The organism is Bacillus sp. OV166 (genome assembly GCF_900177675.1).
Taxonomy (GTDB): domain Bacteria; phylum Bacillota; class Bacilli; order Bacillales; family Cytobacillaceae; genus Neobacillus.
Map to the genome: position 1 here is coordinate 4,499,220 of NZ_FXWM01000001.1, position 24,610 is coordinate 4,523,829.

Annotated in this window: 20 protein-coding genes, 1 tRNA gene and 3 rRNA genes; 2 read left to right on the plus strand and 22 right to left on the minus strand. The window is 42.2% G+C overall.

Annotation, left to right across the window (positions count from 1 at the left end; genetic code table 11):
• Positions 1-11 precede the first annotated feature (11 nt).
• From CCK98_RS21975 to CCK98_RS21990, 4 genes are all read right to left on the minus strand, one after another.
• Positions 12-87 (minus strand) — tRNA-Val (locus CCK98_RS21975).
• 10 nt (positions 88-97) lie between these two features.
• Positions 98-214, minus strand: a 5S ribosomal RNA gene (rrf, locus tag CCK98_RS21980).
• Positions 215-414: 200 nt separating this feature from the next.
• Positions 415-3,350 (minus strand): 23S ribosomal RNA (locus tag CCK98_RS21985).
• Between the two features lie 235 nt (positions 3,351-3,585).
• Positions 3,586-5,135, minus strand: a 16S ribosomal RNA gene (locus CCK98_RS21990).
• The 16S, 23S and 5S rRNA genes sit together here with 1 tRNA gene alongside, the layout of an rRNA operon.
• A gap of 604 nt (positions 5,136-5,739) precedes the next feature.
• Between CCK98_RS21990 and CCK98_RS36520 the strand changes: the two genes are divergently transcribed.
• Positions 5,740-5,865 (plus strand): hypothetical protein, encoded by a 126-nt coding sequence (locus tag CCK98_RS36520; RefSeq protein WP_256942440.1) that lies wholly within the window; start codon positions 5,740-5,742, stop codon positions 5,863-5,865.
• A 51-nt stretch (positions 5,866-5,916) separates the two neighbouring features.
• Here the strand turns inward: CCK98_RS36520 and CCK98_RS21995 are convergent, their stop codons facing one another.
• The 6 genes from CCK98_RS21995 to CCK98_RS22020 all read right to left on the minus strand — a co-directional run bounded on the left by CCK98_RS21995 (position 5,917) and on the right by CCK98_RS22020 (position 10,714).
• Positions 5,917-6,582: a class I SAM-dependent methyltransferase gene (locus CCK98_RS21995; protein WP_306298958.1), complete on the minus strand. Its 666-nt coding sequence runs from the start codon at positions 6,580-6,582 to the stop codon at positions 5,917-5,919.
• A gap of 212 nt (positions 6,583-6,794) precedes the next feature.
• Positions 6,795-7,547 (minus strand): exodeoxyribonuclease III, encoded by a 753-nt coding sequence (locus CCK98_RS22000; protein WP_088088524.1) that lies wholly within the window; start codon positions 7,545-7,547, stop codon positions 6,795-6,797.
• Between the two features lie 146 nt (positions 7,548-7,693).
• Positions 7,694-8,494: a divergent polysaccharide deacetylase family protein gene (locus tag CCK98_RS22005; RefSeq protein ID WP_088088525.1), complete on the minus strand. Its 801-nt coding sequence runs from the start codon at positions 8,492-8,494 to the stop codon at positions 7,694-7,696.
• 95 nt (positions 8,495-8,589) lie between these two features.
• Complete coding sequence (locus CCK98_RS22010) at positions 8,590-9,030, minus strand: peptidylprolyl isomerase (protein WP_088088526.1); 441 nt, start codon at positions 9,028-9,030, stop codon at positions 8,590-8,592.
• Between the two features lie 243 nt (positions 9,031-9,273).
• Positions 9,274-9,726, minus strand: a complete 453-nt coding sequence (locus tag CCK98_RS22015; protein ID WP_256942441.1) for a CBO0543 family protein — start codon at positions 9,724-9,726, stop codon at positions 9,274-9,276.
• Entirely contained in the window at positions 9,653-10,714 is a 1,062-nt protein-coding gene (locus CCK98_RS22020) for a DUF2515 domain-containing protein (RefSeq protein ID WP_088088527.1), read from the minus strand. The genes CCK98_RS22015 and CCK98_RS22020 overlap by 74 nt, the downstream gene beginning before the upstream one ends.
• Before the next feature lie 150 nt (positions 10,715-10,864).
• On the opposite strand from CCK98_RS22020, the gene CCK98_RS22025 reads away from it, so the two are divergent.
• Positions 10,865-12,730 (plus strand): prenyltransferase/squalene oxidase repeat-containing protein, encoded by a 1,866-nt coding sequence (locus CCK98_RS22025; RefSeq protein WP_088088528.1) that lies wholly within the window; start codon positions 10,865-10,867, stop codon positions 12,728-12,730.
• A gap of 45 nt (positions 12,731-12,775) precedes the next feature.
• On the opposite strand, the gene CCK98_RS22030 is transcribed toward CCK98_RS22025, so the two are convergent.
• The 12 genes from CCK98_RS22030 to CCK98_RS22085 all read right to left on the minus strand — a co-directional run bounded on the left by CCK98_RS22030 (position 12,776) and on the right by CCK98_RS22085 (position 24,601).
• A complete protein-coding gene (locus tag CCK98_RS22030) occupies positions 12,776-13,282 on the minus strand; it encodes a mismatch-specific DNA-glycosylase (RefSeq protein WP_088088529.1) in 507 nt (168 codons plus the stop codon).
• Positions 13,283-13,354: 72 nt separating this feature from the next.
• Positions 13,355-13,930: a YitT family protein gene (locus CCK98_RS22035; protein WP_088088530.1), complete on the minus strand. Its 576-nt coding sequence runs from the start codon at positions 13,928-13,930 to the stop codon at positions 13,355-13,357.
• A 122-nt stretch (positions 13,931-14,052) separates the two neighbouring features.
• Entirely contained in the window at positions 14,053-15,378 is a 1,326-nt protein-coding gene (locus tag CCK98_RS22040) for a Na+/H+ antiporter NhaC family protein (RefSeq protein ID WP_088088531.1), read from the minus strand.
• 254 nt (positions 15,379-15,632) lie between these two features.
• Entirely contained in the window at positions 15,633-16,046 is a 414-nt protein-coding gene (locus tag CCK98_RS22045; RefSeq protein ID WP_088088532.1) for a hypothetical protein, read from the minus strand.
• Between the two features lie 27 nt (positions 16,047-16,073).
• Positions 16,074-16,961: a peptidylprolyl isomerase gene (locus CCK98_RS22050; RefSeq protein WP_256942442.1), complete on the minus strand. Its 888-nt coding sequence runs from the start codon at positions 16,959-16,961 to the stop codon at positions 16,074-16,076.
• A gap of 21 nt (positions 16,962-16,982) precedes the next feature.
• The gene (locus CCK98_RS22055) at positions 16,983-18,425 is read right to left on the minus strand and encodes a S1C family serine protease (RefSeq protein WP_088088533.1); all 1,443 of its coding nucleotides are present in this window, start codon (positions 18,423-18,425) and stop codon (positions 16,983-16,985) included.
• 166 nt (positions 18,426-18,591) lie between these two features.
• Positions 18,592-19,998 (minus strand): HAMP domain-containing sensor histidine kinase, encoded by a 1,407-nt coding sequence (locus CCK98_RS22060; RefSeq protein ID WP_088088534.1) that lies wholly within the window; start codon positions 19,996-19,998, stop codon positions 18,592-18,594.
• Positions 19,988-20,689, minus strand: coding sequence for a response regulator transcription factor (locus CCK98_RS22065; protein WP_088088535.1), 702 nt, complete (start codon positions 20,687-20,689; stop codon positions 19,988-19,990). Before CCK98_RS22065 ends, CCK98_RS22060 begins: the two co-directional genes overlap by 11 nt.
• A gap of 185 nt (positions 20,690-20,874) precedes the next feature.
• On the minus strand, positions 20,875-21,849 hold the full coding sequence (locus CCK98_RS22070) for an NADPH:quinone oxidoreductase family protein (protein WP_088088536.1): 975 nt from the start codon (positions 21,847-21,849) through the stop codon (positions 20,875-20,877).
• A gap of 12 nt (positions 21,850-21,861) precedes the next feature.
• Positions 21,862-22,641, minus strand: a complete 780-nt coding sequence (locus CCK98_RS22075; RefSeq protein ID WP_088088537.1) for an enoyl-CoA hydratase/isomerase family protein — start codon at positions 22,639-22,641, stop codon at positions 21,862-21,864.
• A 128-nt stretch (positions 22,642-22,769) separates the two neighbouring features.
• Complete coding sequence (locus CCK98_RS22080) at positions 22,770-23,507, minus strand: 2-phosphosulfolactate phosphatase (RefSeq protein WP_088088538.1); 738 nt, start codon at positions 23,505-23,507, stop codon at positions 22,770-22,772.
• Between the two features lie 17 nt (positions 23,508-23,524).
• The gene (locus CCK98_RS22085) at positions 23,525-24,601 is read right to left on the minus strand and encodes a phosphotransferase family protein (protein WP_088088539.1); all 1,077 of its coding nucleotides are present in this window, start codon (positions 24,599-24,601) and stop codon (positions 23,525-23,527) included.
• Positions 24,602-24,610: the final 9 nt, after the last annotated feature.

Sequence of the window (24,610 nt, forward strand, 5' to 3'; positions counted from 1 at the left end):
TAAAAATAAGATGGTGGAGGATGACGGGCTCGAACCGCCGACCCTCTGCTTGTAAGGCAGATGCTCTCCCAGCTGAGCTAATCCTCCATATAATACAGCCTGGCAACGTCCTACTCTCACAGGGACGCGTGTCCCAACTACCATCGGCGCTGAGAAGCTTAACTTCCGTGTTCGGTATGGGAACGGGTGTGACCTTCTCGCCATTGCTGCCAGACTATTTTGTTGAGGTATCATTCCCTCAAAACTAGATAATGCAGAAGAAGTTTGTAAAAATGAGTGTGCCTTAAAAATTGTCCAGCTGCGGCTCCTAACTTCTCGGCCGTTTCGATCTGTCCCTCCAAATCCAAAACCAGGATTTGCAGTGCCAGCTCTCCAACGTCTGTCGAAGTTGAACAGTCGCCTTCGCTTTTCGTATTGGTTAAGTCCTCGAACGATTAGTATCAGTCAGCTCCACATGTTACCACGCTTCCACCTCTGACCTATCAACCTGATCATCTTTCAGGGTTCTTACTAGCTTGCGCTATGGGAAATCTCATCTTGAGGGGGGCTTCATGCTTAGATGCTTTCAGCACTTATCCCGTCCGCACATAGCTACCCAGCGATGCCCTTGGCAGAACAACTGGTACACCAGCGGTGCGTCCATCCCGGTCCTCTCGTACTAAGGACAGCTCCTCTCAAATTTCCTGCGCCCACGACGGATAGGGACCGAACTGTCTCACGACGTTCTGAACCCAGCTCGCGTACCGCTTTAATGGGCGAACAGCCCAACCCTTGGGACCGACTACAGCCCCAGGATGCGATGAGCCGACATCGAGGTGCCAAACCTCCCCGTCGATGTGGACTCTTGGGGGAGATAAGCCTGTTATCCCCGGGGTAGCTTTTATCCGTTGAGCGATGGCCCTTCCATGCGGAACCACCGGATCACTAAGCCCGACTTTCGTCCCTGCTCGACTTGTAGGTCTCGCAGTCAAGCTCCCTTGTGCCTTTACACTCTGCGAATGATTTCCAACCATTCTGAGGGAACCTTTGGGCGCCTCCGTTACTCTTTAGGAGGCGACCGCCCCAGTCAAACTGCCCACCTGACACTGTCTCCCACCCCGATCAGAGGTGCGGGTTAGAATTTCAATACAGCCAGGGTAGTATCCCACCGACGCCTCCACCGAAGCTAGCGCTCCGGCTTCTCAGGCTCCTACCTATCCTGTACAAGCTGTACCAAAATTCAATATCAGGCTACAGTAAAGCTCCACGGGGTCTTTCCGTCCTGTCGCGGGTAACCTGCATCTTCACAGGTACTATAATTTCACCGAGTCTCTCGTTGAGACAGTGCCCAGATCGTTACGCCTTTCGTGCGGGTCGGAACTTACCCGACAAGGAATTTCGCTACCTTAGGACCGTTATAGTTACGGCCGCCGTTTACTGGGGCTTCGATTCAGAGCTTCGCTTGCGCTAACCCCTCCTCTTAACCTTCCAGCACCGGGCAGGCGTCAGCCCCTATACTTCGCCTTGCGGCTTCGCAGAGACCTGTGTTTTTGCTAAACAGTCGCCTGGGCCTATTCACTGCGGCTCTTCGAGGCTATTCACCTCAAAAAGCACCCCTTCTCCCGAAGTTACGGGGTCATTTTGCCGAGTTCCTTAACGAGAGTTCTCTCGCTCACCTTAGGATTCTCTCCTCGCCTACCTGTGTCGGTTTGCGGTACGGGCACCTTTTATCTCGCTAGAGGCTTTTCTTGGCAGTGTGGAATCAGGAACTTCGGTACTAAATTTCCCTCGCTATCACAGCTCAGCCTTATGCGAGAAGCGGATTTGCCTACTTCTCAGCCTAACTGCTTAGACGCGCATATCCAACAGCGCGCTTACCCTATCCTCCTGCGTCCCCCCATTGCTCAAACGATAAAGAGGTGGTACAGGAATATCAACCTGTTGTCCATCGCCTACGCCTTTCGGCCTCGGCTTAGGTCCCGACTAACCCTGAGCGGACGAGCCTTCCTCAGGAAACCTTAGGCATTCGGTGGATGAGATTCTCACTCATCTTTCGCTACTCATACCGGCATTCTCACTTCTAAGCGCTCCACCAGTCCTTACGGTCTAGCTTCAACGCCCTTAGAACGCTCTCCTACCACTGACATCTAAGATGTCAGTCCACAGCTTCGGTGATACGTTTAGCCCCGGTACATTTTCGGCGCAGAGTCATTCGACCAGTGAGCTATTACGCACTCTTTAAATGGTGGCTGCTTCTAAGCCAACATCCTGGTTGTCTAAACAACTCCACATCCTTTTCCACTTAACGTATACTTTGGGACCTTAGCTGGTGGTCTGGGCTGTTTCCCTTTTGACTACGGATCTTATCACTCGCAGTCTGACTCCCACGGATAAGTCTTTGGCATTCGGAGTTTGTCTGAATTCGGTAACCCGATGAGGGCCCCTAGTCCAAACAGTGCTCTACCTCCAAGACTCTTACTACGTGAGGCTAGCCCTAAAGCTATTTCGGAGAGAACCAGCTATCTCCAAGTTCGATTGGAATTTCTCCGCTACCCACACCTCATCCCCGCACTTTTCAACGTGCGTGGGTTCGGGCCTCCATCCAGTGTTACCTGGACTTCACCCTGGACATGGGTAGATCACCTGGTTTCGGGTCTACGACCACATACTCATACGCCCTATTCAGACTCGCTTTCGCTGCGGCTCCGTCTCTTCAACTTAACCTTGCATGGGATCGTAACTCGCCGGTTCATTCTACAAAAGGCACGCTATCACCCATTAACGGGCTCTAACTACTTGTAGGCACACGGTTTCAGGAACTATTTCACTCCCCTTCCGGGGTGCTTTTCACCTTTCCCTCACGGTACTGGTTCACTATCGGTCACTAGGGAGTATTTAGCCTTGGGAGATGGTCCTCCCTGCTTCCGACCGGATTTCTCGTGTCCGGCCGTACTCAGGATCCACTCAGGAGGGAACGAAGTTTCGACTACAGGGTTTTTACCTTCTATGACGGACCTTTCCAGGTCGCTTCATCTACCTCGTTCCTTTGTAACTCCATGTTGAGTGTCCTACAACCCCAAGAGGCAAGCCTCTTGGTTTGGGCTATGTCCCGTTTCGCTCGCCGCTACTCAGGGAATCGCGTTTGCTTTCTCTTCCTCCGGGTACTTAGATGTTTCAGTTCCCCGGGTATGCCTTCCATACCCTATGTATTCAGGTAAAGATACTGTTCCATTACGAACAGTGGGTTCCCCCATTCGGAAATCTCCGGATCAAAGCTTACTTACAGCTCCCCGAAGCATATCGGTGTTAGTCCCGTCCTTCATCGGCTCCTAGTGCCAAGGCATTCACCGTGCGCCCTTTCTAACTTAACCTAAAAGGTTATTCTCTTACTTATATAAGAGAGAAAACTAAAATGGCAGGGAAAAATTGAACTTCATTTTTCCTATTGACTCGGTTCTTACATTGACTTCTTCATTACGATTATCTAGTTTTCAAAGAACGATTAAAAAAAGCTTTGAGAGAATTGCACTCTCAAAACTAAACAAACAAAATACGTGTATCAAACAAACTGTTTTGTCTGGCTCACAGGTCCAGCTTTATCCTTAGAAAGGAGGTGATCCAGCCGCACCTTCCGATACGGCTACCTTGTTACGACTTCACCCCAATCATCTGTCCCACCTTAGGCGGCTGGCTCCTTACGGTTACCCCACCGACTTCGGGTGTTACAAACTCTCGTGGTGTGACGGGCGGTGTGTACAAGGCCCGGGAACGTATTCACCGCGGCATGCTGATCCGCGATTACTAGCGATTCCGGCTTCATGCAGGCGAGTTGCAGCCTGCAATCCGAACTGAGAATGGTTTTATGGGATTGGCTAAACCTCGCGGTCTTGCAGCCCTTTGTACCATCCATTGTAGCACGTGTGTAGCCCAGGTCATAAGGGGCATGATGATTTGACGTCATCCCCACCTTCCTCCGGTTTGTCACCGGCAGTCACCTTAGAGTGCCCAACTGAATGCTGGCAACTAAGATCAAGGGTTGCGCTCGTTGCGGGACTTAACCCAACATCTCACGACACGAGCTGACGACAACCATGCACCACCTGTCACTCTGTCCCCCGAAGGGGAAAATCCTATCTCTAGGAGTGTCAGAGGATGTCAAGACCTGGTAAGGTTCTTCGCGTTGCTTCGAATTAAACCACATGCTCCACCGCTTGTGCGGGCCCCCGTCAATTCCTTTGAGTTTCAGCCTTGCGGCCGTACTCCCCAGGCGGAGTGCTTAATGCGTTAGCTGCAGCACTAAGGGGCGGAAACCCCCTAACACTTAGCACTCATCGTTTACGGCGTGGACTACCAGGGTATCTAATCCTGTTTGCTCCCCACGCTTTCGCGCCTCAGCGTCAGTTACAGACCAGAAAGCCGCCTTCGCCACTGGTGTTCCTCCACATCTCTACGCATTTCACCGCTACACGTGGAATTCCGCTTTCCTCTTCTGCACTCAAGTCCCCCAGTTTCCAATGACCCTCCACGGTTGAGCCGTGGGCTTTCACATCAGACTTAAAGGACCGCCTGCGCGCGCTTTACGCCCAATAATTCCGGACAACGCTTGCCACCTACGTATTACCGCGGCTGCTGGCACGTAGTTAGCCGTGGCTTTCTGGTTAGGTACCGTCAAGGTACCGGCAGTTACTCCGGTACTTGTTCTTCCCTAACAACAGAGCTTTACGACCCGAAGGCCTTCATCGCTCACGCGGCGTTGCTCCATCAGACTTTCGTCCATTGTGGAAGATTCCCTACTGCTGCCTCCCGTAGGAGTCTGGGCCGTGTCTCAGTCCCAGTGTGGCCGATCACCCTCTCAGGTCGGCTACGCATCGTCGCCTTGGTGAGCCGTTACCTCACCAACTAGCTAATGCGCCGCGGGCCCATCTGTAAGTGTCAGCCGAAACCGACTTTCAGCTTTTCCTCATGAGAGGAAAAGGATTATCCGGTATTAGCACCGGTTTCCCGGTGTTATCCCAGACTTACAGGCAGGTTGCCCACGTGTTACTCACCCGTCCGCCGCTAATCAACAGGAGCAAGCTCCTAAAGATCCGCTCGACTTGCATGTATTAGGCACGCCGCCAGCGTTCGTCCTGAGCCAGGATCAAACTCTCCAAGAAAGTTGATTAGCTCATTTTGTTACGTTGGCTTAGTTTCGTAATTGAAACTAAAAGTTTTTGTTTGTTTGCACGATTTTGTTTGTTTAGTTTTCAAAGAACAAATCTATTATTCTTGTTTGTCACCCAATCAAGCGATTAGCGACTTTTATTATTCTAGCATATCACTTTTTTAATGTCAACTTCATTCGAAATAATTTCTTACATCTCTTAAACTAGTTATTCCGTAGCAGCGACAATGAATATCATACTACCCCATCACTAATTCGTCAACCATTTCTTTTCGATTTTTTATAAATAGGCTGTGTTAAAAACTTGGCTGTTGATTTCCGCTTCAGGCGCTTCGCTTTCCGCGGGCGGTCCGGGGAGCCTCCTCGGCGCTAAGCGCCTGCGGGGTCTCCCGCAGGAGACTTCGCGCCTTCCGCTGCAATCAACATGTGCCAAAATCAACAATGATCTTTAACATAGCCACTTTAACATAGCCTATTAATTAAATAGCACTTTGTAATGGGAAAATCAGAAAAGATTATTAAATAGGTTTAGATAAGAATTAATAGGAAAAAATACTTTAGTATTCCGTTCTTATCATAAAGGAGATGACTATAAATTGAGTATGAAAAAAGACGATGAAAGTGGATTGGTTACTCCTGTGGAACAAGAGCAAAATCAATCGGCTTTGGATGAGAAATTGCCTGAATTTGATGTGATTGGAACCGCACTTAACGATGTTTAATTCGAAAACCCTTTGCAAAAGGAGAAATATTCTCTTTATGCAAAGGGTTTTTTACCTTTTTATTGCTCTTAAAATGACGGCTTCCCCGACGAAAGAGATAATTTGATTATCTTTTATGATAATTTTAAATTTCTCTTTTACTTTCGGGGATGCACTAAGAATGAATTGAGTTAATTTATCCTTTTCATCTTCAGGTAAGTTCATGCGATTACACCATGGTTCGTAATGAAAGGTTTTTTCAAAGCGATGCCATTCAAAAATTTCAAAACCGGAAATTTCAAGCATCCGGAGCCATTCACTCTTCTTCCAAGCCCGGAAATGACTGTAATCCCGCCATTTTTCGTTGGTATTATAAAATAGATCATATTCCTCTTCTTCTGGAACGACATTATCATCAAGTAAAAACTGACCTGATGGCTTGAGAACGCGGTGGACTTCATCCACAAACTTATTTACATTTGGAAAATGATGTGGAGCAATTCGGCAAGTTACAATATCAAATACTCCCTCAGAAAAGGGAAGAACTTCTGCATCCCCTATTATAAACTCTACATTTTGATGTCCATTATCTATGATATAATTTTGAGCTGCGGCTAACATTTCTGGTGTCAAATCTACTGCCGTTACTTTTTTTACACAAGATGCAAAAGCATTGGCAGTATGACCGCCGCCCGTGGCAACATCCAATAATTCTTCTTCACCGGTCGTCATCGCCATTTCTAAAAGCTTTTATAAGTCATTGCCATCTTTGTGGATTGTACTACTAACATAGGAATCTGCACTTTTTCCAAACTGTTGTTGTACATCCTTTTTGATATCCATGTCATTTCCCCCTCCGTGACTTCTATATAATTACTATAATGCAGTTACTTTATATAGAAAATGACAGGTATTTTATGTTTTACAATAAGAAAAACTAATTGAATTTATCAATCCATTTCAAGAATTACCGGGCAGTGGTCACTCCCCATCACATTGCAATGAATATCCACATTCTTGAGGCGTTCCCGCAATCTTTCGGAAACAATAAAGTAATCAATCCGCCAGCCAATATTTTTTTCCCTAACTTTTGCCATGTAGGACCACCACGTATAAGCACCTTCCTGCTCCGGATTAAAATGACGGTAGCTGTCAACAAAGCCTTCAGCAAGTAGAGAGGTCATTTTCCCCCGTTCTTCTTCCGTAAACCCGGAATTCCCCTTATTGGATTTTGGATTTCGCAGGTCAATTTCCTGATGGGCGACATTCAAATCCCCGCATAAGACGACGGGTTTCAGTTCATCTAATTCTTTCAAGTGCTGAAGAATACGATCCTCCCAGTCCAAACGATAGTTGATTCTCGCTAAATCTCTTTGTGAATTAGGGGTATAGACATTAACTAAGAAAAAATCGTCAAACTCTAATGTAAGAATTCTTCCTTCCCCTTCAGTCTCATCAGCTCCTACCCCATATCGAACAGAAAGCGGTTTGTTCTTAGTAAACACCGCTGTACCGGAGTAGCCTTTCTTGATTGCATAATTCCAATATTGGTGATACCCAGCCAATTCAAGACTAATTTGACCTTCTTGCAGCTTTGTTTCCTGCACACAAAAAATGTCTGCATCCACTTCATTAAAATAATCCAAAAAACCTTTTTTAACGCATGCCCTAAGGCCATTGACATTCCAAGATACTAGTTTCATGTTAACGATTCCTTCTCCCTTGCTAACTGGTTATTTATTAGTGTTTGATAGGAGACATTTTATCAGTTAAGGAGGATTTGGGAAAGAAATTTGAAAAACCCCTCATAAGGTGGATTATTAGTCCGACTTATGCGGGGTGACTTCACTCAGCTGCCTTTTTTATATGGTATAAAATACTTTTCAGGTAATTTGCCGGAAAACAGCTTGGAAACAGAGACTATTTTTATTTTTCGTTTATTAAATTCGTCCACCGACTGAAAGACACCAATCGAACATACTTTTCCGGTTATACCTACATGCCCAATAGCAATACCTGTACCTTTTATTTCAGTTACCTTCGCTAGTCTAATCATTTGTTTTCGAACATGCGCTGAGGAGGATATGTCGTCTAGAAATACATCTCTTTTAAGGATGGGTACACCCAGCTCTTTGGCTATTTCGGGAAATTTCGTATTTGGACTAGTGGCACTATCGATAATAAATAATCTTCTTTCCTTAGCAACCTCAACAATTGCACGAACTATTTCTTTATTTTCCACCGCAAGTGAGCCCATATGGTTATTGATGCCTACAGCATACGGAACATCTTTTATCGCGTCCTCTACAATTTGTCTTACTTCGGCTGGTGAAAGGTCATTCGTAATTGGTCTTGGCCCAAGCCAAGATCTTTTACCTCTTTTCGGTTCCATGGATAAATGAATCATTACTTCGATGCCATTTTTATGGGCCCATTCCGCATGTTCTGTCGAGTTTTCTGTAAACGGCATGACTGCAGCAGTAATCGGAATTTCTCCTTCAAGGAAGTCACGCACTCCACCTGTTCCACCGCCGAAATCATCAATGATAATCGCAGCCTTTAGTTCTTTGGGTTCATTTTTTTCGGCCGATGCCGGTTGTTGAAATGAAAATACCATGAATGGAATAAGCATATAAATAAACTTTTTCATAAATGACCCCCAACTTTGATCTTAGAGGTTAATTTGCCCTAAGTGATTATAAATTAGACAAAAAAAAGAGAGCTGCAAGAGCCCTCCTGAGTTATTTATTCTTGATCATATACCTTTACTTCTACCATTTTATCACCATTGCGCATGGATTTTGCAGTTTCAAGCCCAGAAGTCACTTGTCCAAACACGGTATGAACACCGTTTAGATGCGGCTGTGATTCATGAACGATAAAGAATTGGCTTCCTCCAGTGTTTTTGCCTGCATGTGCCATGGATAATGCACCAGGTACATGTTTGTGAGGATTCCCTTCTGTTTCACATTTAATTGTGTAACCAGGTCCACCAGTTCCACGACCTTCAGGACAGCCTCCTTGACTTACAAATCCAGGAATAACTCGGTGGAATGTTAATCCATTGTAAAATCCTTTGTTAACCAATGATTCAAAATTCTCAACTGTCCCTGGTGCTGCTTCTGGATATAAATCAAATTCAATTTTTTCTCCGTTTTCCATCAAAAAATGACCTTTTTTCGCCATTGAAAACACTCCTTTATGTAAAAATCATTTTTATCATACACTTTTCAAAAAAGAAATGAAAGTTTGAAACACCAAATTTCTTCCTTTCAGTAATATTTCTCCTATGGTTGTGGTAATATAATAGTACCCCTTCCGAACATTCGCTTGTTGCGGGACACTTAACCACTGTACGGACGGAAGGGGCAAGGTGTAACAATCTGTTGCATCACGAAAGCCGAGACGAAAGTCTCGGCTTTTTGTATGTTAGCCTTTTCGTATAGCCATCCAAGTGTAGAAAGAATAAATAATCGTTAAAAATAACAGGTAACCAAAGAACGTATAGAGATGTGACCAGTTCTCAGAGTGTTCAAACCAGCCAAACACTTCCGTTAATTTTTCAAGAATGGGCATCAAAAGACTAATAAAGACGATCAGGCCTAGTTTTCCCCATTTATTCACTTGGTCCATAACCCGAAGAAAGGCGAAAACCAACACCGGGAGCACCACGAGTGTAAATACAATATTAATGGAGAAAATAGTTGGCATCGGCCTCAAGGGGAACCGATATATGTGTTTCCCAACGAAAAAAAGATCTAAATACGTAGCGAGCAAGGAAGCCAAAAATACTGCTGCAAGAGATGGGTTAGTCCAAAATCGATATGGCTTTTTTGGCGATGGCAGCGAGCTCGAGTCGTTCAAGTGTTTTACAGTATTCATTTTTAATCTCCCCGTCAATTTTTTCATTGTCATCCATTAAATAATCCACAACACGTTCATCTTCAAACCAGTCCCCTTTTTCAGCCTCCGTTTGACTTACATTCTTCCAAGCGTATTCAAGGGCTGGACTATAAATTTTCCTTGCTCGCGGCCGGAGCTGACAGGCCTTTAAGCGGGTTTGATAGGCAAAGCCAGGTATTCCCTCGTTGATGCTATTAAAAATATGCGGCCAGTAATCCTTTCTGGAGCCTGAATGAGGATGGGTTTTAGCCCATTCCAAGACTAGTTTTAAACGCTCCTTTTTTTTAAAAAGGACATCATATAATCTTTTTCCAAGTAAAATTCGTTCATTCAATGACTCAAACTGATGAAGTGTTTGCCCAGCAAGGTTTCTTTTTCCATAGGGAAAGAGGATATGGTTAAAAGAAAGCAAGTCCTGGAGAATAAATTCAAATTTACTTAACACTCCTTTTTGAAAAAGTGGATTCTGAACCACTCTTTTTTCCAAATAACTCTGTTCATTTATTATCAACGCAATGGCAAGAATATAGGTTTCTTGATGAAGCCAAAAGTGATTCCAAATCGTTTCCATAAAGGTAGAAATATTTAGATAAGAACTTAAATGAAATAACGGTTTATGTTGCTTTAAGCTTTCCCTATACAACAAAAATTGCGGATAGACGTCTTGGAAAATAAGCCAATTCCCACGCTCTAAAAAAGCAAAAAAAGTTTCTCTTTCTTTTTTCGAGAGTAAACGAGTGAGAAATTCTCCTTTCAGGTCGGTCATATTCCAGCCCCCATTCCGGGAGACCATATGCCCGAGAAATGCCCAATGGATTTCAGGGAAGTGAAGGTAAAAGTCAAGGTATGCCTTCGTTCTAGTGACATTATTTATGTTATGCTCCTTTGTCTCAGTCTTTATTTGTTCTAAAAGGCTCGCTTCCCCACTCGTTATTTTTGGCGGCAAACTTGATTGTTTTCCCTTCATTTTTAATTCTTCCCTTATATATTCAAGTGGTGACTTCTCGCGATTTCTCTTAAAAAATATGGCACATTACCTCCTTTGCGTATTCTCCTTCCACCTATGGAATATGTATGAATGAGAATAATTTTCTGGGAGAGGAATGAGTACTTACTTATGAGCAATACAAAAAAAGGCATCGATTGGATTATTAAGAAGCTTCGGAAAGACCAATCTCCCGATGGATCTTGGAATTACCCCTTTGAAACAGGACAGTCAACAGATGCCTATATGATCATTTTATTGCGGACATTGGAATTAAATGATGAAGAATTAATTCAAGGCTTGGTTTCGAGGATCTTTAGTAAACAGGGTGCAAATGGAGTATGGAAGCTTTATTATGATGAAGGCGAAGGGAACCTCAGCGCGACCGTGGAAGCTTACTACGCCTTGTTATATTCGGGGTATGTTAAGAAGGATGACAAACGATTGCGGGCTGCGAAAAGATTTATTGTCTCCAAGGGCGGCTTAGAGGAAGTTAGTATCTTTACAAAAGTGATGCTTTCTTTAACCGGTCAATATATATGGCCAGATTTTTCTCCTCTTCGGGTTGAATTCTTACTCTTGCCACACTACTTTCCGATTAATTTCTATTCCTTTTCTGTCAATGGCAGAGCCAATCTTACTCCGATTATTCTTCTCGCCGACAAAAAGTTTTTTATTAAGACAAAGCAAAGCCCTAATCTTTCAGAACTACATCTACACCGCAATCAGGAAAAACCTTGGTTTCGATCCTCAGAATATCGTTCCTTGTTGTCATTTATCGAGGAGGGAGTTAAAAGATTAATGGGTCTACCCGAGCAGCTCCATCAGCTGGCGATAGAACGGGCCAAAAAATATATGTTGGACCACCTTGAACCAGATGGCACCTTTTACAATTACTACAGTAGTACCTTTTTAATGATTTTTGCCCTACTCTCCCTAGGATATAAGAAAACGGATCCGGTGATATCAAAGGCCGTGAAAGGTTTGATTGCAATGAAATGCGATATCAACGGGAGCCCCCATATGCAGTACACGACAGCGAATGTCTGGAATACTTCATTGATTGGTTATGCCCTCCAGTCAGCTGGTGTTTTAGCAGACGATCCAATGGTCATGAAGGCCAATCGTTACCTGTTAGACCATCAGCATCATAAATTCGGGGATTGGGTAATTCATAATCCAAAGACAATGCCCGGTGGCTGGGGGTTTTCCGATGTAAATACGATGAATCCGGATGTTGATGATACAACTGCCTCGCTCCGAGCTATTTCAAGAAATGTTCTGCATGAAAGACATGCTTGGGACCGAGGTCTGGATTGGCTTTTATCCATGCAAAATGACGATGGAGGCTGGGCAGCGTTTGAAAAGAACATCGATACAAAATTATTCGAGTTCCTCCCAATTGAAAAGGGTGAATTTTTACTAACAGATCCCTCTTGTGCAGACATCACAGGGCGAACCTTAGAATTTTTGGGGAATTACACGAATTTATCAAGAGACCACAAAGCGATCAATAAAGGGGTCAACTGGCTTTTGAAAAATCAACTGAAGGATGGTTCTTGGTATGGAAGATGGGGGATTTGTTATTTATACGGAACTTGGGGAGCAGTAACTGGTTTATTAGCCGCAGGGGTCCCTACTAGTCATACAGCAATCCAAAAGGCTGTGAATTGGATACAAGGGATTCAAAATGAGGATGGCGGCTGGGGAGAGTCATGCCATAGTGATAGCGAAAAAGCATATGTGCCATTACGAGCAAGTACCTTAACGCACACAGCTTGGGCACTCGATACCCTGCTAACCACTTCAGAAAAACCAACCACACAGATTCGAAAGGGGATTTCCTATTTATTAGCGTCACTTGAAAAACAAGATTGGACCACTAATTATCCAAAAGGTCAAGGGATTGCCGGTGGTTTTTACATTCACTATCACAGCTATCGCTACATTTTCCCTCTCATGGCTATGTCACATTATCATAAAAAATTCGAGTCGTAAAAAAAACAAAACATCGACGGCATTAGTTTAATTTCCGTCGATGTTTTATTGTGTTAGGAACGGGACAAGCCCTTTATAGATATCAACAATTTCCTCCATTTTCATTCGAACCAGACCACTTGAAGAAGGTGCAACGAAATCAACCACTCCAGGTACAAATCCGTTGGGTTGCTTCCCCCACTGAATCACTTTTAAACCACTGTATTGCTGGTAAACTCCCTTTCCAACAAAGCAAACTACCTGCGGCATTAACTGTTCGACCTTTTTCTTTAAGATTTCTCTTCCCTCCACGTACTCCTCTTTCGTAATTTCATCCGCTGCCTTTGTCGGCCTTTGAACGATATTTGTAAACCCATATCCTAAATCTAAAAGTTTCGCATCTTCAATTGCTTCATATTTCCTCGGCGTTATCCCCGCTTCATACAAGATCCTCCAAAAACGATTGTTGGGATTAGCATAATGATGCCCCAGTTCACTTGAGCGAATGCTTGGATTAAAGCCAACAAATAAAACCTTTAAATTTCCCTTGAGATGATCACTGATGGGTTTCATAATAAATCTCCTTATTTACCTAGCCTTCTTAGATTTACCAATTGTTCCAACGTTATGTAATATTTACTTTATTTAGTTCCGGTCAATGGAAATAGTGGTAATCAGACTTGCTAGTAGTCCAACAATCGCTACGATAATCAGCGAATAAAAAAGTTTCACATCCTGAAGGAGAAAGAGGCCGGTAATAATGATAACGGCATCCATCGCAAACATAATGACGCCAACATTCACTTTTGACCATTTGGCAATGATCAGTGCTACCAGGTCCATACCCCCTGGACTAATATGATTTCTTAGCATTACCCCAACCCCACTCCCAATAATCACTGCTCCTACAATAACACTACTAAGGATGGGTAGATGAAATATTCCATTTAAAGGCATGAATAATTCAATCATAAGACCGGTACAAAGCGCTCCTATTACACCATTGATAAAATAAATGGGGTCAGATTTAAAGGCGAACATATAAACGGGGATATTAAGAAAGATGAACGTGATTCCGGTTTTAAAACCCCATATATATTTTAACAACAGGCTAATACCTAAAAATCCTCCATTAATTAAATGCAAAGGAAGGATAAACCCGTTAATGCCAATCCCAATCATGGTGCTCCCAAATCCGATTATAGCCAATTTTTTCAGCATGTGATCATCCCTTGTCCAAGTTCTTTACTACCACTAATATGAAAGATAGTGGTACTTCATTCAAAGGGATTCTCTTTTAACCCCAAAAACCGAAAATACGGAGACGCAAAAGACTCCGTTTTTTAAGCAATCGATGTTCGATTTGGTTTGGATTTTCGGACTTGTTTTACTAAGGAAACTAATATCGTTAAAATGGGTAAAATCCATAAAAATAGCGCAAATGGCAGATAATCCATGATCGGTATACCAACGATCGTGCTGCACATGATGGCGAGAACACTCCACGGGACTATTCCCGGAAACAGCATCGTCGAATCCCCCATCACTCTAGCTAGCTCTTCTTTTCCATAGTTACTAGACCAATGAGGAAGGAAGGATCTCCCTGTTAGAATAATGGGCAGGGTTTGATTTGCTGCTATTAAAGTGATCAAAAATGTCGCCAAAAGCGTTTTAAGGGTGTCACCAGTCAGAGATCGAGATGATTGTAACCATTTATCTAAATAAGGCTGAATGACATTCATTTCTTCTAAAAGGCCATTATATGCCCCTGCCAAGGCTAAAAATAGGAGCAATTCATACATATGAAGGAATCCTCCCCCAAGCCCATCAATGCCACCCCACAAAGAAAAACCGAGTTTTGTATATGAAATTCCACCGAATAATGCAATCACCGAAGCTGATAGAATACTAGTTAAGAAAGCATAAATGATACTAAACTGTAAAAGGACAAATACGATTAAGATGATTGGCGGGATTAATTTAATCACTGAAATTTCATGCAAACTTAGTGGTTGGGAATTTGAAGCAGTTGTTTCAGAGATCAGATAGTCAGCCATTCCATAAAAGCAAAAGCATAAAATAATAGCCAAAAGCGTGGTGACAAACATCGCATTCCATTGTCTTTTCACCGGCAATTCAACCGTATGTGACAAAAGTTGATGGGCACTTGAAAACGGCGAGGTCCGATCGCCTACAAACGCTCCTGAAACCAATGCGCCAGCTACCATTTCAACAGGAAGGTGAAGAACGATTGCCGTCCCAATAATAGGTATACCAATCGCACTCAATGTCCCAACAGTCGTTCCAAGTAGCATCGAGAATACCATTGCGCAAAGAAACGATAAGACAAAAAAATGATTTGGTATGATAAAATGCAAGGCGATTTTCACCATTTGCTGAATGGTACCTGATAAGTACCAAGATGGCAGCAAGAAACTAACCAAGAAAAGAATTAAGATGACAATTCTCGTTTTATTCACACCCAAAATACTAATATGTAGTATTTGTTTTATCGATATATCTTTTTTCTTTGCTAACCAAACAAGCATGAGGTAGCCTGGAAAAAACCCTGCCACAAGTGGGTGATGAAAGATAACTGACCAAACCACCCCTGTCAAAGTAACGATTAGAAGGAGCAACACTTGCTTTAAAGAAAAATTAATATCCATACGAACCCACCCTTTAATTAAGAAACATCTCTTATTATAAGGAAAAATGCCCCTTCCGAAAAGCAATAGCTTGCCACCAAAATAAAAAGAAACCGCAAATAGACGGCTCCATTGTTACGCAAAGTTAAAAGTGGGTTGGTGATATAGATTTTACGAATAACAAGAATTAGCGGAAACCGCAGGGTTGTTTTATTACTTGGTCAAACGACCTGACGATCATTCCGCCAACTTGTCACTTTATCTAGCCAACCCGCTTAATGAAGGTACTTTTTACGTGAACCGAGCCTTTTTCGGTAGACAAACTTTCTAAAATCATCCTCCTTTAGATTCCCATCATAGATTAAAAAAAGTAACGATTGATATTCTGGATATCGCTTCATGACGAAAAGGGCGAACTCCTTCCGTTCGCCCATTTGTTTCAATTTAAACTCTTCCTGGTTAATAATATCTTCAATCTTCATTTGGTAATATGCTTTCGTATCCTCCCACTTTTCTTTGCGATTCTCCAAAACATCTCGGGCATATTCAGGTAATTTCTCAATCACAAGATCAATATAGCCTTCAGACCACATAATCATTTTATCCTTTTCAGGGAGTTCAAAGACCATATTCATCAACTCAAGATCATCCACTGTATCGTTTGCTGCATATTTCCCGACCCGATTCATCTTGCTATTCACCTCTTGATCGTAGGGTTAAACTTCTTCTAATGTATTTTCAATATCATAGCTCTTCTTCTTGTTCTCTAGCCAGGTTGAGTACTCAGAATCGATTTTCTGATCAACTAAAGTCTCTTTAATTTCTTCCTTACTGTCATTATAATTTGCTTCTTTTGCCTTCTTTTTAGCCTCCAATTTAATAATATGATAGCCATATTCAGTCTTTACTGGCTTACTTACTTGGTCCACTGCCAGTCCAAAGGCCACATCTTCAAATTCAGTGACCATTGTCCCTTTGGCAAAATATCCAAGGTCACCGCCTGAATCCTTCGTGCTATCATCAGTGGAATAATTTTTGGCTAACTCCGCAAAATCTCCGCCATCGTTGAGCTTTTGTTTGACCTCATTAGCCGTTTTTTCATCGGCAACCAGAATATGACTTGCTTTAATTTGCTCTGCTTCGGCAAACGAATCCTTATTTTCATCAAAATAGGTTTTCATTTCCTCCTCGGTAATTTCTATTTGAGGCTCCAGTAATTGTTTGATGGTCAAATAATTTTTTAGATCTTGTTTAAGAAAGGCCAAAGTAGTATTGTTGCTTTCAAGCGCCTGTTTAAATGCTTCTTCGCCGCCATAAGAGGCTTTCAGTTTTTCAACCTCTTTATTCAGGATACTGTTAGTAATATTTACTTTTTGTTTTTTAGCCTCAGCAGCCACAATTTTATCGCCAATTATTTTATCAACTGTAGCAGCACCATACTGTTCGACCATTTCACTATAAAGATCGTCTTTGCTAATTGCTTCACCATTAAACTTTGCGACCGTCTCATCCTTCTTTAGGGCGAAACTTAGCGAGATACCCATCGTAATTAATAACACTAGTATGACCAGAAAAGTTTTTTTATTTTGCATTAATAAGGACATTCTTCTAGCTACTCCCTCCCCTTATTCCGACAGTTTTACAATTATCGTCATTTGTTTTCCGTCGCGGTAAACACCAAATTTTATTTCAGCGCCTTTGCTAACTTTTGTATATAAATATTTTCTTAAATCTGAAGAACTGGAAATCTCCGTTCCATTCATAGAGACAATAATATCCTTTACTTGAAGCCCAGCTTTTGCAGCTGCTGAATTAGGCTCAATGTTTGTCAGCATAACACCTTTTGTTGTGTTATTCGGCATGTTTTGCCAGTACATTTGTGGCACTTGATCAAGATCTGCAAGTCCTACCCCAAGATATGGACGGTCAATTTTACCGCTTTTAATTAATTGATTCACAATTGGAATGAGGTCATTACTAGGAATCGCAAAGCCTAATCCTTCTACACCACTCTCAGAAATTTTCAAACTATTGATCCCAATCACTTGCCCTTGTGGGTTAATTAACGCACCACCACTGTTCCCTGGATTGATCGCTGCATCTGTTTGAATGACATTGGTTTCCCAATTTCCTGCTGATGTTGTGATAGCAATGCTTCGGTTCGTTGCACTGACTATACCTTGCGTGACTGTCCTTGAGAGATCGAGTCCGAGCGGGTTTCCAATCGCATAAACTTGGTCGCCAGGGCGGAGTGTGGATGAATTACCAAAATCAGCAGTTGCCGTCACGTATTTAGCGTCAATTTTTAAGACCGCAAGATCCGTTAAGGCATCTGTGCCAACAACTTCTGCGGTCGCCTTTTCACCGTCAAACAAAGATACTTCAAGTTTCGAGGCCCCTTCTACTACGTGGTTATTGGTGACAATATACGCCGTGCCATTATTTTTTTGAAAAATAACTCCCGAGCCAGATCCGCTTTCCACACTTTGTGATGAGTTAGGGTTTCCATATAAATTATTCTCTTGTTGTTGATAATTAACGATCCCTACAATGGCTTTTGATACCTTTTCAACCGTATCCGCAATCGAATTAGAAGATGCGGCTGTTGGCTGAGCCACCACTGCTTTGACAGATGTTCCTTGTTGTGAACTTATTGCCCCTTGATTCTCCACCTTCGGAAAATGATTTTTTATGTAGTCTGTATGTGGCAGAATCGCTAATGTCAATACAGACCCAATTACCCCAGCGGCAAGTGTGGAGGCAAATCCTCTTACATTCCGTTTTTTCTTATACTTTTGATCCACTTGGCTAGTCGTGCGCGTTTGATCCATTTCTAGAGGTAACGTCGCTTCTGTGGTAGGGTCGAATTCGGTTGGTTCTTCTTGTTCCCCATGATTGACAAAATCCTTCGTCTCCACTGTTACGGTCGCATCGACAGCATGCGAATTTTCTTCGGTATGGCTGAAATTGATTGTATCCGCTGCTTGTTCCTCAGCTTTTGTATTTTCAGTCATCTCAGATGAATTAGGTTGATTTTTTTCGAATTCATTTTCATTTTTTAATTCCATCTCACTCAATCTCCTTTAAGGATTTTCTAACTTGTCTTTACTTTAACTGACAAATCTTAAGAAATTATTAACAAACTATAACGGCTTTTGGAAATATCCAAGAAATATAATCGCAACTGCACAAAAAAGCTGCAGGCATCAGTCCGCAGCTTCTTAATACTCCCGCTTATTTTTGAAGTCGAATCACAAATTTTGTTCCTTGTCCTTCTTCACTGAAAACATTAATTTCTCCATTATGCAGTAGAACCAATTGCTTTACGATTGAAAGACCTAACCCAAATTCACCATAGGGGTTACTGGTTCTGGAAATATCAGCTTTATAGAAACGACGCCAGATGTTTTCGATATCATTCGGTTCAATACCAATTCCCGTGTCTTCTACTTCGATAATGGTTGAGTTCTCCTCTGTTCTTCCACGCAGCCAAATGGTCCCGTTCGTGGTAAATTGAATGCTATTTTTGGTAATATTAATTAATATTTGGATCAGACGGTCATAATCTGCATTAACCATGACTTCCGGTGCCGCGTCAATAACTATCCGATTATTTTTATCCTCTGCTTGAGGCATTAATTGTTCCTGAATAATTTCTAGTAACTCTACGAGCTGAATGTCTTCCCTAAATAACTGAATCTGGTTGGAGCGAATTTTGTCATAATCCAAGTTTTCATTGACTAGGCGAATGAGTCTTTTCGCTTCTTGGCTAACTAAGTTGATTCCACGCTCTTTATCTTCTTCCGGAATCATGTCATTTTTCAAACCTTCGATTACACCACTAATTGTCGTAAGAGGCGTCCGCATTTCATGGGAAACATCAGACAAAAATTGCCTTCGTCTATTTTCCAGACTTTCAATTTCCTCCATCGATGTATTAATTTTATCGACCATATGATTAAAATCGTTTGCTAATTCACCAATTTCATCAAAATTGGACGAAGAAACGTGTACTTGATAATTCCCAGCAGAGACAAGGGAGGTTGCTTCACGTAGATGCTTAATCCGGTTAACATGAATCCTCGATAAAAACCAACTCATTAGAAAGGACACTATAAGAGCAATAAGAATGGTATACAAAATAAACTGATTGACACGTTGAATCATCGCACTTGAGCCGCTAATCGGAGAGGTTAATAAAATGCCGCCAATAAAGTTCCCGTTATCAAGATATGGTAATACAACAAAGGTAACACCTTCTTGACCGAACCTTTTAAAATCGCTATTAACCACAAGGGTACGCCCTTTAGAAATCTTATCCCAATCCTTGTCAGATAACCCCCCAATAGCTGGACCCTGTTTTCCAACGGCGTATAATTTTCCATATTGATCGAACATACTAAAGCTCATTTTTCTGGTCGCTAATACGGAGCTATATCGATTAATGATGGACTCCGTCGCTTGTGGCCTTTGTTCAATCTCTGACATGATAGACTTCCCGTAAGAAATGAGCTCGTTTGCTTTATTCTCATAAACCAGATTTTCAACATAATGGGCAAATAAAAGACTTAACACCAAAAAAGCAACAATAATGATACTGATATGACTAAAAAACTGTTGGTAAATATATCTAAACTTCATCCGCTTTGATTGACTCATCAAACTTATACCCTACCCCCCATACCGTATGGAAGAATGGCTGTAAGCTTGTTTCGACTTTTTTCCTCAGCCGTTTGATATGGACATCAACTGTACGTTCATCACCGTAGTACTGATAGCCCCAAACCCGTTCAAGTAACTGCTCTCTTGAAAACACTTGACGGGGGTGTTCAACCATATAGAAAAGTAAATCAAACTCCTTCGGTGTTAAGTTTGTCACCGGTGTTCCGTCCACAATCACTTCTCTCGTATTTTTACTTACCTTAAAGTGTTCAGTTTGTAGGAAATCGTCACTTTCTTTTGGCACCTGTGTTTGGAAGCGGCGTGTAACTGCCTTAATTCTCGCCATCAATGTCAGCGGACTGAATGGCTTGGTCACATAATCATCAGCTCCCATCTCAAGTCCGAGCACTTGGTCTGACTCACTATCCTTTGCTGTTAACATAATGATTGGAACAGTAAAATTTTCTTGCCGGATTTTACGGCAGATCGTTACTCCATCCATTCCCGGAAGCATCCAATCAATAATGAGAGCATCCCATGTCCCTTCCTTAATGCGGTTATATCCCTCAAGGCCATCATTGACAAACTCTCCATCAATGCCTTCTTTGGCAAAAAACATTTCGATCATTGAGCAAACACTTTTATTATCTTCAATCACTAATATTCTCAAAATTAGATCAGCTCCTCATGCAACCTATATTGTTCTATTTATTTAGTTTATCTCAAATTTTAAGCATATCAACCATAAAAACAATTGTTCTCTACTAATTAATAGTTTGTTCATATTTTATTAATATCTCCACAGAAAAAGAGGCTTGAATCACTTCAAGACCTCTTTCATACATTTATTTAACATTACGGCACTAAAATTAATTTCCCTTGTGTTTTTCGCGATTGCAGCAGAGTATGGACCTTTGCTGCATCCTCTAATGGGAATACCCCGCCAATGGTCAGCTTTAATTTTCCTGCACCGAGGTATGTAAGTAACTCTACTAAGCTTGGCTGCAGTAATTCTGGTTTCCTCATAATCTGCGGTAAGAAAAAGCCGATAACTGATTGATTTCTAGCCATCAGTGATGACGGGTAGAAGCGGCTTTGCTCACCGCTTGCAGCGCCAAACACAACAAGGCGGCCAAATGTGGCGAGACATTTGACGGTTTTATTAAAAACATCCCCGCCCACCATTTCAAGCGCAACATTTACCCCTTTGCCGCCAGTGGCTTCAAGAACCTGCTGTTCCCAGTCTGGCTCTGTATAGTTAATTAGTACGTCTGCGCCCATTTCTTGTGCTAACGCCAATTTTTCAGCTGAACTTGCTGTAGCAATGACCTTTCCTGCCCCAAACAATTTCGCTAGCTGAACTGCAATTGTTCCTACCCCGCCTGCAGCTGCATGCACAAGGACGCTTTCTCCCTTTTCTAAACGAGCCATTGTTTTTAAAATATGATAAGCACTTAAGCCTTGCAATGGAAGGGCAACGGCATTTTGGAAATCTAATTGTTCAGGAATCGGAATCAGTGAACGCTCATCTGCTAGCGCATATTCAGCGTAGCCCCCTGATTCGATTAAGGTGACAATTCTTGTACCAGGCTTAACTTTTGTGACTTGATCTCCAACTGCAGCAACCACTCCCGCAATCTCAGCACCAGGAATGAAAGGCAGCGGCGTTTTTACGACATATTGTCCTTCCCTCCGTGCAGTATCCGCGTAGTTAACACCAATCGCTTTTATTTCAATTAGAACTTCATGACCGGTTTGAACCGGTTTTTCAATATCCACTAGATTCAATACTTCTGGTCCACCATATTCTTTTAATCGAACTGCTTTCATCACTTTCATCTCCTATTTCCCTTTAAATGCTGGTTTTCTTTTTTCCTTAAAAGCGGTAATTCCTTCTTTGTGGTCAGCTGTTTGCACCATTAACGTCTGTATCAACCGCTCCTGCTCGAGGATTTCCTCCAGTGTGGATGTAAACGATTGATCAATTAATTTCTTTTGTTTTCCAAACGCTTTGCCAGGACCATGCCCCAATCTTAAGGCAAATTTCGTAGTTTCTTCTTGAAGCTTTTCTATTGGAACTAAATAATTAATCACCCCTAGTTGATAAAGACGCTCTGCAGGGATTGGTTCTGCTGTGAAGAAAAATTGTTTCGCTAAATGCGGACCAATTAATCTCGGAAGTAAATAGGAGCCGCCCCCGTCAGATATTAAACCCACCTGTGAAAAGCTTAGGGCAAATTTACTGTCCTCCGCTGCTACTATAAGATCACAGGCCAGAGCCAAATTAAACCCTGCCCCAGCGGCAAAACCGTGGACAGTGGCGATAATCGGCTTTTCGGTTTCTTTCATCAATAAAATGAGCTCATTGAGCTTGCCGATATGCTCGTACACTTGATTAGAGTCTGCCTGCCCCATTGTTTTGACGTCGCCGCCTGCACTAAAGGAACGACCGGCTCCAGATATAACAATCACCTGTATATCTTCATCCATTTGGGCGTTAGTAAGCGCATCCTTTAGTCCGAAAATCATCTCGGGGCTAAACGCATTTAGGCTTTCTGGACGGTTTAATGTCAAAGACAACACCGGACCTAGTTTTTCAATTAATAAATGTCCTTGGCTCATATTCATCTTCCTTTCAGTTTAGGTTCGTAATCTTTTGAAAACCAAAAAGCTGTCGCCCTGCAAATTCCGCTTCCTGCCCCGTTATTAATGCAATTGTTTGTGAAAACCTCATCGATCTCTGTATCCCTTTATATAGAGTAGATTGTTTCGACTACGACTTTTCCATCTTTTAATATAGGTACAATCGAAGTTATCCCTTTTGATGAAGCCACCCTTAAGTCAGCATGTTGATTATATTTATCTAGAAGTTTTCCAACATAAGAATCTAGCAGAATCTCGTAGTCATCCTTTTGACCCCGGTAGAAATATAAGGCCGTTTTCGCTGCATCTGTTAATTCATATTCACTATTTTTCAATAAACAATCTATTAAGTGGCCGGCACCATAAAAATCTTCTAAACTCATTTCCCCGGAATTTCCGGAACAAATAATTAGAATGGTTTGATCCTCACTAACTTTCTGAAGAGAACTAGCAACAGCAGGATTATTGAGCATAGATGCAATGTATACTTTATTCACCGAAGATGATTTTCTTAACGCCACAGTGCCGTTTGTGGTGGATAAAATTAACGTTTTTCCATTAATGGATTCCCTGATTAACGTTGGACTAGGATAAACAAACCCGTCAAGCGGTTTGGCATCTAGTTCTCCAGCCAGAATACATTCATCCTGTTGGTACTGATTTGCAAGTTCGATTGCTTCCTTGCTATGCAAAACTGGTATGACTTCCTTTGCGCCATCCTTTAAGGCTGAAACAATTGTGGTTGTTGCCAGTAGTATATCTAAGACGACCGCGATTTTATTTCCATCTGCAATTTTCTCTTCTCGGATGTCTTCTTTCTTCATCAGAAGATGAATCTTATTCATTCGCACCCAGCTCCCTTTTAAACCCTTTCATCCGCAACATTCGCTGCATGCAGAATTAAATTTTTTACAAAATAATTAAAATTGGCAAATCGTGTATCAGTGGTTTGCCCTTTTTTATAGCGGTAGTAAATTTGTTGACCAATGACAGCAAGTTTAAAATAAGCAAACGTTAAATAAAAGTTAAAGTTAGAAACATCCCGGCCGCTTTTTTTCGAATAAAGATCGATACATTCATTCCTTGTTAAAAATCCATCATGGACAGCCGTGATCGGCGCCTTACCTAACCCCTTAATCAAAAGTTCAGAATCATCGCGTTGATTCCAATAACCCATGGCCACCCCAAGGTCTGCCAGCGGGTCGCCTACCGTGGTCATCTCCCAATCAAACAGGCCAACCATATCGGTTAGATCCTCAGAAAACATGGCATTATTGAATTTATAGTCATAATGTATGATCGTCGCTTCGTGTTTTTTGGGTGTCTGTTCTACCAGCCATCGTTTTAATAGTTCAACGACAGCAATTTCCTCCGTTTTCGCCCGTTCATATCGTCCAATCCAGCCATGTACCTGCCTTTCCATAAACCCGTCCGGCTTGCTGATTTCAGCAAGACCCGTCTGTCTGTAGTTGATTGCATGCAATTCTACAAGTTTATTGACCATTACCTCCGAAAGGTGCCGACAGTGATTTTCAGATACTGTAACTCCATCAGGGAAAAACGTGTCAATTACAAGACCATTCTTTCTTTCCATTAGGAAAAAGGGACTGCCAACGATCGACTCATTATTAGAAAAAAGGATTGGCTTTGGAGCAACTGAAAATAATGGATGCAACTCTGAAAGAATTTGAAATTCCCTTTCCATATCATGAGCCTTCGGTGCTACAGGTCCTAGAGGAGGGCGTCTTAGTACAGCTTCCCAACTGCCCTTTTTTATTTGATAGGTTAAATTAGAATGCCCTGCAGAAAATTGTAAGATTTCAAGCGGACCACTTGGCAATTTTTCGATGTTTTCTTGTAAAAACTTTTCAAGGACAGGAAGGTTCAATTCCTCCCCTTTTCGGACAGGGATTGTATCTTTACTCATTTGGTGTGGCATCAGATTCCA